13 protein-coding genes are annotated in these 12,196 nt (G+C 57.2%); 9 read left to right on the forward strand and 4 right to left on the reverse strand.

Translation table 11 applies throughout. From position 1 onward, the window contains the following. Positions 1–2: 2 nt before the first annotated feature. Entirely contained in the window at positions 3–521 is a 519-nt protein-coding gene (locus tag GS632_RS15845; protein ID WP_171722181.1) for a PaaI family thioesterase, read from the reverse strand. A gap of 1 nt (position 522) precedes the next feature. After that, positions 523–942 carry a PaaI family thioesterase gene (locus GS632_RS15850; protein WP_171177551.1) on the reverse strand — a complete coding sequence of 140 codons (420 nt, stop codon included), beginning with the start codon at positions 940–942 and terminating at the stop codon, positions 523–525. Between the two features lie 115 nt (positions 943–1,057). Here GS632_RS15850 and GS632_RS15855 point away from each other — a divergent pair, with 115 nt between their 5' ends. From GS632_RS15855 to GS632_RS15890, 8 genes are all read left to right on the forward strand, one after another. Next, positions 1,058–1,426 carry a MerR family DNA-binding transcriptional regulator gene (locus tag GS632_RS15855; RefSeq protein ID WP_171177553.1) on the forward strand — a complete coding sequence of 123 codons (369 nt, stop codon included), beginning with the start codon at positions 1,058–1,060 and terminating at the stop codon, positions 1,424–1,426. A 269-nt stretch (positions 1,427–1,695) separates the two neighbouring features. Beyond that, positions 1,696–2,097 carry a MerR family DNA-binding transcriptional regulator gene (locus GS632_RS15860; RefSeq protein WP_171091075.1) on the forward strand — a complete coding sequence of 134 codons (402 nt, stop codon included), beginning with the start codon at positions 1,696–1,698 and terminating at the stop codon, positions 2,095–2,097. Positions 2,098–2,139: 42 nt separating this feature from the next. Continuing rightward, positions 2,140–3,921, forward strand: a complete 1,782-nt coding sequence (locus GS632_RS15865) for an acyl-CoA dehydrogenase C-terminal domain-containing protein (protein ID WP_171238236.1) — start codon at positions 2,140–2,142, stop codon at positions 3,919–3,921. A gap of 53 nt (positions 3,922–3,974) precedes the next feature. After that, the gene (locus GS632_RS15870; RefSeq protein ID WP_171091078.1) at positions 3,975–4,187 is read left to right on the forward strand and encodes a hypothetical protein; all 213 of its coding nucleotides are present in this window, start codon (positions 3,975–3,977) and stop codon (positions 4,185–4,187) included. Between the two features lie 313 nt (positions 4,188–4,500). Beyond that, positions 4,501–5,139 (forward strand): glutathione S-transferase family protein, encoded by a 639-nt coding sequence (locus GS632_RS15875; RefSeq protein ID WP_171238235.1) that lies wholly within the window; start codon positions 4,501–4,503, stop codon positions 5,137–5,139. Positions 5,140–5,150: 11 nt separating this feature from the next. Continuing rightward, complete coding sequence (locus GS632_RS15880; RefSeq protein WP_171722182.1) at positions 5,151–6,362, forward strand: acetyl-CoA C-acetyltransferase; 1,212 nt, start codon at positions 5,151–5,153, stop codon at positions 6,360–6,362. After that, positions 6,362–6,844 carry a cupin domain-containing protein gene (locus GS632_RS15885; RefSeq protein WP_171722183.1) on the forward strand — a complete coding sequence of 161 codons (483 nt, stop codon included), beginning with the start codon at positions 6,362–6,364 and terminating at the stop codon, positions 6,842–6,844. The genes GS632_RS15880 and GS632_RS15885 overlap by 1 nt, the downstream gene beginning before the upstream one ends. After that, entirely contained in the window at positions 6,837–9,038 is a 2,202-nt protein-coding gene (locus GS632_RS15890; RefSeq protein ID WP_171238232.1) for a 3-hydroxyacyl-CoA dehydrogenase NAD-binding domain-containing protein, read from the forward strand. Before GS632_RS15885 ends, GS632_RS15890 begins: the two co-directional genes overlap by 8 nt. A 56-nt stretch (positions 9,039–9,094) precedes the next feature. On the opposite strand, the gene GS632_RS15895 is transcribed toward GS632_RS15890, so the two are convergent. Together GS632_RS15895 and GS632_RS15900 are read right to left on the reverse strand one after the other, a co-directional pair. Further along, positions 9,095–9,868: a Hint domain-containing protein gene (locus GS632_RS15895; RefSeq protein ID WP_348540071.1), complete on the reverse strand. Its 774-nt coding sequence runs from the start codon at positions 9,866–9,868 to the stop codon at positions 9,095–9,097. A gap of 226 nt (positions 9,869–10,094) precedes the next feature. Beyond that, positions 10,095–11,030 (reverse strand): DMT family transporter, encoded by a 936-nt coding sequence (locus tag GS632_RS15900; RefSeq protein WP_171238231.1) that lies wholly within the window; start codon positions 11,028–11,030, stop codon positions 10,095–10,097. 146 nt (positions 11,031–11,176) lie between these two features. Here GS632_RS15900 and GS632_RS15905 point away from each other — a divergent pair, with 146 nt between their 5' ends. Further along, positions 11,177–12,190, forward strand: coding sequence for a hypothetical protein (locus tag GS632_RS15905; protein ID WP_171722184.1), 1,014 nt, complete (start codon positions 11,177–11,179; stop codon positions 12,188–12,190). Positions 12,191–12,196 lie beyond the last annotated feature (6 nt).

Raw genomic sequence — 12,196 nt, forward strand, 5'->3', positions numbered from 1 at the left:
GGTCAGCCCTTATCTCTGGGAGGTTGAGGCATCAGGAAATGCCCGGACGCTTGCGCAAAAAGTTTTGCATGGTTGTCCTGCCAGGCTTCAACCCGGACCGAGGCATAGCGCCGACCGGATCGGCTGATAAAGGCCCGCGCATAGGCATCGCGTGGCAAGCCTGAGCGTAGGTAGTCAACGGTAAAGTCGATTGTCTTGGGAAAGCGAATGCTCTTGTCCGTCACGATGGCTTCGGCGTCTATCTCTCCGCTTTCTATGCTTGGGAACATGTGTTCCCAGCTAAGCGTGATGACGGCTGTCACTTCGAGAAACGCAGCTGTCACGCCGCCGTGAATCGCAGGCAGAAACGGATTGCCAATCAGCTTGTCATCAAAGTGCAGAACACCGGTCAATTCATCACCGCGTCGGTCGAAGCCGATGTTGAGAAAACGGATGTAAGGAACACCATCAACCAACGCGCGCAATGCCGAATCACGCCTTTGCTTGACCACCTGCACGGGTTCTGGACGCGGTCTTGCCATGTTACTTCCCCTCAACCGTGAAAGAGCCGGCCGCAGTCGCCACCGGTAAGTCCTTGTCGTTATCCACTGCAGTGGCCCGAACAAAGGCAACGTTCCGCGTGATGTGATAGCAGGTCGCGCTGGCGGTAATGGTCTGACCTGGCTTTGCCGCACGCATGTAGTCGATCCGGAGGTCGATAGTTGCTGTCCCGCCGGGCGCGGAAGGGTGGCTCATGACAGCAGCGCCGCAGCATGTATCCAAGATGGTCGAGATCGCCCCACCATGGATCACGCCGGTGCGCGGATCTCCGATCAGGTCCTCGTTGTATGGCAGGGTAATCTCTGCCTCACCCTCGCCGATATGGGTCAGCGTCAGGTTCAAAGCCCGCGCATGAGGGATCGCCTCGATAAACTGGCGGGCTAAAACTGTCTTGTCGACCATCGTTATCTGTCCTGTTCTCTGCGCCCCCTTTATGAGCCGCTGCATCGGCAAAGGGCAAGCCCACCTGTTGCGCTTGGGATCGGGACCGCCTAGGTTGCTGGCGAGGAGATCAGGAATGTCCAACAATCGTTTGTCATTCAAAGAGATGTGTGCCGAGTTCGACGTAACGCCGCGCACCCTGCGCTATTACGAATACATCGAACTTTTGCAGCCGGACCGCGAAGGTCGGTCCCGCTTTTACGGTGCGCGGGAATGCGCCCGGATGAAGCTGATCATGCGTGGCCGTAAGTTTGGCTTCCCACTGGAAGAGATTCGCCAATGGCTGTTGATCTATGAAGATCAGGGCAACGCGGCGCAAATGGCCACATTTGTCGAAATGGCTGATCGTCAGATGAGCGAGCTTGAACAGCAGCGCCAGCAACTGGACGAAGCGATGGATGAGCTGAAGCGTCTGCGCGATCAGACGGCAAAGTCTCTGGAATAACCCCCCGTATTCTTAAGTCTGCTTCGCCAAGTCAGCGCGGCTCAGCACACCTCATGCGTGTGATAACAACTTTCACACACGCAAAAGGCTGGGTTTTCGCGTGACCTTAGGGAAAGAAAATTTCATCAATCAGCGTTTACGCGTTCGGATGTTACGTCAACTTTGAAATGACGCAGCGTCTGAATTACGTAAACGTCACTCACGTGTTGTAAAGCGCAAAGCAACTGCGCAACTCATGTTTCATGACGCCAGTGACGAGAGTATGACGAATGACCGAAGATGTGATGACAATCCGCGAGATGTGCGAGACCTATGATGTCACACCACGCACATTGCGGTTTTACGAGGCCAAGGAACTTTTGTTCCCGATCCGCGAAGGCCAAAAACGTCTGTTCACCAAGCGTGACCGGGCGCGGCTGAAACTGATTCTACGTGGCAAACGCTTTGGCTTCAGCCTGGAAGAAATCCGCCAACTTCTGGATCTGTACCATGTGGGCGACCAGCAGGTCACTCAGATGACCCGCACCTATGAAATCGCGTTAGAACGCCTGGCCGACATGGAAGAACGCCGCCGCGAACTGACGCAAGCCATCGACGATCTGAAAGAGCAGTTGCGCTGGGGCGAGAAGGTTATCGCCTCGATGAAACAGGAAAAGAAGGCGGCCGAATAACCTCGACCCGCCATCCGGACATATGAATTAAGGGAGCTTCACATGCCCGTTTACAACGCGCCAACCAAAGACACGCAGTTCATCCTGCATGACGTTCTGAAAATCTCGCAGTCGGATGTGCCCGGCTATAACGAATTGGAAGCCGAATTTACCGGCGCGGTTCTGGAAGAGGCTGGCAAGGTTGCCACCAACGTCCTGCATCCGCTGAATGTCGTGGGTGACACAGAAGGGTGCCGGTTGGAAAACGGTATTGTGTACACTCCTACCGGTTTCAAAGACGCCTTCGAGCAAATGAAGGAAGGTGGCTGGACTGGCCTCGACATGCCGGACGAATATGGCGGCCAGAACATGCCTTATGTAATTGGCACCGCCGTCGGCGAGATGTTCTCAGGCTCCAACCAGGCATTCACCATGTATCAGGGCCTGACCCATGGCGCGGCCTCGGCCATACTGGCGCACGGGACTGACGAACAGAAGAACAAGTACCTGCCAAACATGGTCAGCTGTGAATGGACCGGCACCATGAACCTGACCGAGCCGCATTGCGGCACCGATCTGGGCCTGATGCGCACCAAGGCCGAACCACAGGGCGATGGCAGCTACAAGATCTCGGGGCAGAAGATTTTCATCTCGTCCGGCGACCATGACATGGCCGACAACATCGTCCATCTGGTGCTGGCCAAGATTCCCGGCGGCCCCGAGGGCATCAAGGGCGTGTCGCTGTTTATCGTGCCAAAGTTCATTGTCAACGAAGACGGCACACCGGGTGAGCGTAACGGCGTCTCTGTCGGCAAGATCGAAGAGAAAATGGGCATCCACGGCAACTCGACCTGCGTCATGAACTATGACGAGGCCACCGGTTGGCTTTTGGGCGAAGAACACAAAGGCATGCGCGCCATGTTCACCATGATGAACGAAGCGCGTCTTGGTGTGGGGATGCAAGGTCTGGCACAGGCCGAGGCCGCGTACCAGAATGCCCTGGAGTACGCCAAGGACCGCCTGCAAGGTCGCGACGTAACCGGCGTGAAGAACCCGGACGGTCCTGCCGATCCGTTGATCGTACACCCTGACATCCGCCGTAACCTGATGGACCAGAAAAGCTTTACCGAAGGGGCGCGGGCGTTCATCCTGTGGGGCGCGACGATGCTCGACAAAGCGCACCGCGCGGGTGACAAGGACGCGGATGGTCTGATCTCGCTGCTGACCCCGGTCATCAAGGGTTTCCTGACGGATCAGGGCTATGACATGACCGTACAAGCTCAACAGGTCTATGGCGGCCATGGCTACATTGAAGAATGGGGCATGTCGCAATATACCCGCGACGCCCGTATCGCGATGATCTACGAAGGCGCGAATGGCGTTCAGGCGCTTGACCTTGTCGGCCGCAAACTAGCGCAGGATGGCGGCAAGCACGTCATGGCATTCTTTGAGATGGTCAAAACATTCTGCAAGGAAAACGGTGGCAAGGACGAAGCATATGACAAGGCCTTCATCGAACCGCTGAAAGCTGCATCCAAGGACCTGCAAGCCGCTGGCATGTACTTCATGCAGGAAGGTATGAAGAACCAGAACAACGCGCTGTCAGGTTCGTACGACTTCATGCACATGTTCGGTCATGTCTGCCTGGGCCTGATGTGGGCGCAAATGGCAAAAGCCGCACAGGATGCGCTGGACCGAGGTGCGTCGGACAAAGAGTTCTACGAAACCAAGATTAACACCGGCCGCTTCTACATGGCTCGACGCTTGCCTGCGACGGCGATGCACCTTGCGCGCATCCGGACAGGCGCGGACACGGTCATGGCACTGGACGCAGCGAATTTCTGATCTCAATCTTGGCTCGGGCAAAGCTGCCCGAGCCCGCACCCGGAGGAGAAAAGATGCCAAAACGCTTTCGCCTGACCCGCCGTTTTCCCGTCGCCATGACGGAAGACGGATATCGCAAACTCAAAGCCTTCGCGCGTGAGGCCGGTTTGGACGAAGGTGAAGCACTGTCTTTTCTGTTCGAAAATTTCAACAGCGTGATTGATGAGGAAAACCTGACCCATCGCTTGCGGATTTTCAACTCTGAACTTGAAGCGCGAAAGCGGTGACGTCGGAACTCCAAGCCTATGGCACACACAAGCCAACCGATCACTCCGCCTCCGGCGGCCGTATTTGGAACAAGAAGAAGATATGGATGCGCGTCCACCCCGCCATCCGGGAACTGATCTCACTAGGTGGCACTCAGCCGGGACGGCGGGGCTTCTCCTCGTACGGTCATCGGCTCGGCAGCCTGTACCGCAAGAGGACGAAACCGCATTAACCTTAAGAAACCGTTACGAGAAAAGTGTAAACCTGCCCTTCTTCTCGTTTCAAATACGGAACTACCGACCGATCCACAAACGCCACGGGAGGGGCGATTGAATGACCATAAAGCTGCATTGCTTCGGAGAAAGCGGAAATAGCTACAAGGCCGCACTCGCTCTTGAAATGTCCGGGTTGGACTGGGAACCGGTCTTTGTCGACTTTTTCAACGGTGCGACGCGCACCCCGGAGTTTCGCGCCGAAGTGAATGAGATGGGCGAAGCGCCTGTACTGATCGACGGTGATTTTCGGACCAGCCAGTCCGGTGCCATTCAGGCTTACGTGACCGAGAAGTCCGGTAGATTCGGCGGCAAGGATCGGGATGAGAACTACGACATCCTGCGCTGGGTTTTGTGGGACAACCACAAGCTCAGTTCAATGGCCGGGCTGACGCGGTTCCTGATCAATTTCCTGCCCGAACAGCACCGAAACCCGGACGTAATTGCTTTTAACCAGGGGCGCCTGAAGGCAGCTTACCAAGTTTTGAACGCCCATTTGGACGGTCGCGACTGGATCGTCGGTGACGGCGTTACGAACGCCGATCTCAGCTGCTGCGGCTACCTTTACTATCCCGAACCATTCGGCTTTGACCGCGCCGACTGGCCCCATATCGACGCCTGGCTGACCCGGTTATCCGAGCAGCCCGGCTGGAAACACCCCTATGACCTGATGCCCGGCAACCCGTCGGATCGAGCTTAAGGAGAAGACCCATGACCGAAGCTTACATTTATGACGCCCTGCGCACCCCGCGCGGCAAGGGCCGCAAGGATGGCAGCCTGCACGAGGTTACCTCGGTGCGCCTGTCCGCCCTGACCCTGAACGCGATGAAAGAACGCAATAACCTTGAAGGCCACGCCGTCGAGGACGTGATCTGGGGCAACGTCACGCAAGTGATGGAACAAGGCGGCTGTTTGGCCCGCTCGGCGGTTCTGGCCTCGGACCTGGATCAGTCGATCCCAGGACTGGCGATCAACCGCTTCTGCGCCTCAGGCATGGAAGCCGTGAACCTGGCGGCGAACCAAGTCAAAGGCGGCGCTGGCGAAGCTTATATCGCTGGCGGTGTTGAGATGATGGGCCGTGTGGCTATGGGCAGCGACGGCGCGGCGATTGCAGTTGATCCTTCGCTGGCGATGGAGACCTATTTCGTTCCGCAGGGTATTTCAGCGGATATAATCGCTACTGAGTATGGCTTTAGCCGCGACGACGCAGACGCGCTGGCCGTTGAATCGCAACGGCGCGCGGCAGAGGCCTGGGAAGACAACCGGTTTGAGAAATCTGTCATCAAGGTGACTGACCAGAACGGCCTGACCATTCTCGATCGCGACGAATACATGCGCCCCGGTACTGACATGCAGAGCCTCGGCGCGCTTAACCCGTCCTTCCAGATGATGGGCGAGCAGATGCCCGGCTTCGACAAGGTGGCGATGATCAAGTACCCGCATCTGGAACGGATCAACCACATCCACCACGCGGGCAACAGTTCGGGCATCGTGGACGGCGCGGCGGCCGTTCTGATCGGCAACAAAGAGTTCGGTGAAAAATACGGCCTCAAGCCGCGCGCCCGTATCAAGGCAACCGCCAAGATCGGCACCGATCCGACCATCATGCTGACCGGCCCGGTTCCGGTGACCGAAAAGATCCTGGCCGACAATGGCATGAAGATCGGCGATCTGGACCTGTTCGAAGTGAACGAAGCATTTGCCTCGGTCGTGCTGCGGTTCCAGCAGGCATTCGACGTCGATCCGGCCCTTGTGAACGTGAACGGCGGCTCGATCGCGATGGGTCACCCGTTGGGTGCAACCGGCGCGATGATCATCGGCACACTGCTGGATGAGCTTGAGCGTCAGGACAAGGAAACCGGTCTGGCCACGCTTTGTATCGCGTCCGGCATGGGTGCAGCAACGATTATCGAGCGGATCTGATGCCTAAGCTGGATCTCTCTCAGATCCCGTTCAAGGGTGGCTCGTCCTATCCTGGCAAGCTGGCTGAGGCGGTCGGAGGCCGTTTCAAAAAGGGCGTTGGAGATGCGGGTGGGCTGACCCAGTTCGGGGTCAACGTCGTGCGGCTTGAGCCACAAGCTCTGTCCTCGCTGCGTCATTACCACATGGAGCAGGACGAGTTTGCCATCATGCTCAGCGGTACATGCGTGCTGATCGACGACGATGGAGAGCATGAGATGCAGCCCGGTGATTGCGCCGCCTGGCCCGCTGGTGAAGCCAACGGCCATCACCTTGTGAACAAAACCGATGCGCCTGCGACCTTTCTGGTGGTGGGCACTCGGACCCCGACCGAGACCTGTTTTTACAGCGACTTAGACATGATGGTGAAGGATGAAGGGAACACCTTTACCCGGAAAGACGGCAGCCCGCTGACGGCTGACCAGATTGGAGATGACAATGACTGATTTCACTCTGAGCAAAGACGCGGACGGCGTCGCATTCGTGACCTGGGACGCCCAGGGCAAATCCATGAACGTGCTGACCCGCGAGGCGTTTCAGGAGGTCAGCCAACTGATCGATCAGGCCCTGAACGATGTTGAGATCAAGGGGATCGTCATCACTTCGGGCAAAGAGGGTTCGTTTGCAGGCGGCATGGACCTGAATACGCTGGCCACCATTCGCCAGGAGGCGGGTGAAGAACCGGCGCAAGCGCTGTTCGATTTCGTCATGGGTGGCCACCACATTCTGCGCAAGCTGGAACTGGCAGGTATGGACCCCAAGACCAAGAAGGGCGGCAAGCCTATTGCCTGCGCAATCAACGGCACATGCGCCGGGATCGGGACCGAGATCGCCCTTGCCTGCCATCACCGCGTTATGACCGACAACCCGAAATCCAAGATCGGTCTGCCCGAAATTCTGCTGGGTATCTTCCCAGGTGGCGGCGGAACCATGCGCTACAGCCGCATGGTTGGTGCGATGGCTGCCGCTCCGGTGCTGCTGGAAGGCAAGATGATGGACCCGAAGAAAGCCAAGGGTGCGCAACTGATCGACGCAGTTTCTGATGATCCGGTTGCCGCAGCCAAGGAATGGGTTCTGAACGCCAAGGATGCCGATTTGGTAAAGCCTTGGGACGCGAAAGGCTACAAGATGCCCGGCGGCGCACCTTACCACCCTGCTGGCTTCATGACCTTCGTGGGTGCAAGCGCGATGGTGAACGGCAAGACGCAGGGTGCGTTCCCGGCGGCCAAAGCTCTGCTGAGCTCGATCTATGAAGGCGCATTGGTTGACTTCGACACCGCCCTGAAGATCGAGGCGCGGTGGTTCACCAATGTCCTGATGAACCCGTCTTCGTCGGCCATGATCCGGTCGCTGTTCCTGAACAAGGAAGCGTTGGAGAAAGGCGCTGTGCGTCCCAAGGATGTACCAGATCAGCGCGTTAAAAAGGTCGGCGTTCTGGGCGCGGGCATGATGGGTGCCGGTATCGCTCTGGTTTCCGCTCAGGCCGGGATGGAGGTCGTATTGATCGACCGTGATCAGGCAGCCGCCGACAAGGGCAAGGCGTATAGCGAAAGCTATATGGACAAGGGCATCAAGAGCGGCAAAGCCACGGCTGAGAAGAAAGAAGCCCTGCTGGCCCGCATCACCGCGACCCCCGATCTGGAACATCTGAAAGGCTGCGATCTGATTATCGAAGCCGTGTTCGAAGACCCCGGTGTGAAAGCCGAGATGACCAAGAAGGTAGAGGCCATCATCCCCGAGGATTGCATCTTTGCCTCGAACACTTCGACGCTGCCGATCACAGATCTGGCGAAAGCCTCGGTGCGGCCCGAACAGTTCATCGGCATCCACTTCTTCTCGCCGGTTGAGAAGATGTTCCTGGTCGAAATCATTAAGGGCAAGGAAACCGGTGATCGCGCGGTAGCGAAGGCGCTGGACTATGTGCGCCAGATTCGCAAGACGCCGATCGTGGTCAACGATGCGCGCTTCTTCTATGCCAACCGCTGCATCATCCCCTATATCAACGAAGGTGCGCGCATGATCACCGAGGGCGTCAGCCCGATTCTGATCGACAACGCCGCGCGTCAGCTTGGCTTCCCAGTTGGGCCGATCCAACTGACTGATGAAACTTCGATTGATCTGGGCGCCAAGATTGCCCGCGCCACCAAGACGGCCATGGGCGATGCCTATCCCGAAAGCCCCTCGGACGATCTGATCTTCTGGATGGAGGAACAGGGCCGACTGGGTCGCAAGGCCAATGCGGGTTTCTTCGACTATGACGACAAGGGCAAGCGCGTCGAATATTGGAAGGGTCTGCAAGACAAGTACCCGCTGGCCGCCGAGCAGCCTGACCTGATCGAAGTCCAGGAACGCCTGATGTTCGCGCAGGTGCTAGAAGCGGTGCGCGCGCTGGAAGAAGGCGTTCTGGAAGACATCCGTGAAGGTGACGTGGGTGCTATTCTAGGCTGGGGTTTTGCGCCTTGGTCCGGTGGCCCGCTCAGCTGGCTGGACATCATCGGCACACCCTATGCGGCCGAGCGGTGCGATCAACTGGCCGCAACCTACGGCGAGCGCTTCACCTGCCCGCCGCTGCTGCGTGAAATGGCCGAAAAAGGTCAGAGCTTCTATGGCCGCTTCAATCCCGAAGCAAAAGCCGCTTGAAACAATGATGCAGGCGCGTGAAACCACGCGCCTGCATCGTTCTTGTCAGTGTTTGGTTAGATCTGCCATTCGGGCCGCAGGAACAGAACCGGCGCGTTCGGGCGCCCCGGTCGACCAGGCCGCCTGACCCCAGATGGCGGGCGGATCGGAAATATCGGGTCCTGCGGAATGGGCGCAGGCAGTGCACCCAATGGGTTTGCTAGGGCCGACATGTCGCCCTTGATAGCAATCGAATTGACAAGGTCTTCTGCGGCAGTCTCGTCCACGACCTTGTATGCTTGTACTTGGGCTGTCCCCCGCATCGAAAAGCGACCCGAAGGGCAAAACGCTTGCAAGCCCCCTTCGACAAAGATCACCTGATCCTCGTCAAAGAACAGCGAACTGACTTCAAAAGATGATCCCGGAGCTTGAGACATCATGCGCCCAGCCCCATTCAGAACACGTGCGGGCACCACCGAAATTCCTTCGGCCCCTTCATCAATCTTGGACAAGCTAAGTGCCATACCTTGTTCAGGCATCAACCAAACTGGTCGCCCGTTAAAGGCAGCACGGGCCGGTACAAAGATCGGCAGATATTCAGCGCGCCGCTCATCTGCTGGAATGACCACGGTACTGGTCGAGATGCGGCGCACCTCTTTGAAACCGTGGTCGAGTGTTCGAACCAGATCACCTACAGCGATCCGTTCGACTGGCTTCCAGCCACTGGTGGTGGCAATCTTCGTGCCCTGTAAAAATCCGCCACGGCGCGCGTTCATCGCGTGACTTGGATTGATTGGCTCAAACTCGGGCGATTGATTTAGATAAACAGAAATACTCGTAACTTCAGACACGTGCCGAACCCCCTTTGGCACAAATTGGTTATGCCCAATAGCTAGCACCAAAAAATGAAGGCTGTCTTATTTCAGACATAATTGCGCCTGATTTGAGCAATATTTGCCCCATCCCCTTGTATTTTTGTAAACATTCACTCCGTAAATTCGAGCTTTTTTGCCATTTCTGAAACGAAAGACCCGTGCGGGCTGTGGCGAATCCTCGCCATTCGGCCCTTTGTGAGCGTTAGGCCATCTCTTGCAAGGAGGAAGAGCGTTTAGCCCGCCATCCCAACAATGCGCCCGCCAATGCGATCAAGGCAATGCCCGAAACTTGCATGACGCCGATGGACTGCCCAAGTGCTACAAAAGCAAAAAGCGGGCCAAAGATCATGACTGAATACTCGAAGACAGCCACATAAGATGGCTCACCCACCTGATACGCCTTGATCAACATGAAGACCGCGACCGTCGAACCAACGGCCTGGATACCGATCCAAAGCATCGCAGGTCCGAATGCCCAAACCCAGCCCCGCGTGACAAAGCCTTCCGGTCCGTCAGGAGTGTCAAAAGGGGAAAGCGTGAAAGCCATGGCGCCGATCGCTCCGGCTGTGCCCAATGTGATAACCATGGCCGCCAACATGGCCACCGTGCTTTCTGACGAGCAATGTGTGCGTGTCAGGATCGAGCCCAACGCATAGAAAAAACCGGCCACAACCGGCAACAGCGTCCGCGTATCAAAGTCGCTCGGGTTTGGCTGCAGCACCAACAAAATACCGGTGAAGCCCATCAGAACGGCCAGAATGCGCCAGGGGCCAATCGTCTGCCTGAGCGCCAGAGATGAAATCAACAGCACGAAGATCGGCGACGTGAACAATCCTGCCAACGCTTGCGCAATGGGCATCATCGCCAAAGATGCAAAATAGCACAGCATGGCGACCGTCATCAAAACACTACGTAAAATGACGGGTCTCCAACGGCGTGGGCGCAGCCGACCCAAACCCACAACAGAAAGACCGACGATCAATGGAAACATCAGCAAGGCACGGGTCAGGTGGAACTGCCACAAGCCAACCGTTTCGGCCAACAGCACCACCACATTGTCGATCACGCCAATGATCGCCATGGAGCCAATCATCAAACCCGAAGCCAAAACCGGCGAAGTTGTTGAATGATCCTGCATGTAAGTGCCTCGATTGCGATCAAAGTTCTGGGACTTTTTCTTGTCGGGTATCCAGCACATTTTGCTTTAGCTGCGCAACAGGTTTGCGCCTAACGAATGCACCATGCTAAGCTGTAGCAAAACAATTCTGAGCAGACCCCATCAAGATGACGGCCCTGAAAAAGTACCAGCGGATCGAAGCCACCGGTCTGTGGCGCCCTTCGCCCGATGAACAGCGGCGAGAGGTTGTGGTATCGATCGGTGAAGCCACTCTGACGATTTCCGACTTCAATGACAGGGCCTTGACCCATTGGTCTTTGGCTGCACTGGAACGACAGAACCCAGGGTCTTTTCCGGCCGTTTTCAACCCCGACGGCGACCCGGACGAAACGCTGGAACTGGCGGAAACCGAAACCACTATGCTGGACGCCATTGACCGCTTGCAACGCGCCATTGATCGCGCGCGCCCGCACCCCGGTCGTCTGCGGTGGTTGAGTGTCGGGGGCGTTGTTGTCGCTGTATTGGCCCTGCTGCTGTTTTGGTTGCCCGGCGCATTGCAGAGCCACGTCGTTTCCGTCGTTCCTCAGGTAAAACGGCAGGAAATCGGTGAGACCATACTGCACAGGATCGAACGTGTCTCAGGGCGCGCCTGTTCTTCGGTGGATGCGCAGGGGACGCTGGATCGGCTGGCCAAGCGGACTGGTGTACGCCAGATCATTATCCTGCCTGCAGGCGTACAGGACAGTCTGAGCCTTCCCGGCGGCACGGTTGTGTTGAACAAATCGTTGGTGGAAGACTATGAAGACCCTGCCGTCGCCGCGGGTTATGTCATCGCGGAACGCGCCCGCATGGAACAGACGGACCCGCTTGATGATCTTCTGGATCGAACCGGTGCATCTTCGGCCTTCCGTTTGCTGACAACCGGCGGACTGACGCCTGCCATCATCGACAACTACACCGAACAAGTTGTATCAGACCCTCGGCCTTCGCTTTTGGATGACCAGCTTTTGGCGGTCTTTGCACAAGCCGCCCTGCCCTCGACGCCTTATGCATATGCCCGAGATATATCAGGTGAAACTGTCTTGGGACTGATCGAGGCGGACCCGATGGCGGGTCGCACCCTTGAACAAGTTTTGCCGGACCGCGACTGGGTCCGACTTCAGAACATTTGCGGCGAATAATCAGGC

The sequence above is a fragment of the Ruegeria sp. HKCCD7296 genome, assembly GCF_013110775.1.
GTDB lineage: Bacteria > Pseudomonadota > Alphaproteobacteria > Rhodobacterales > Rhodobacteraceae > Ruegeria.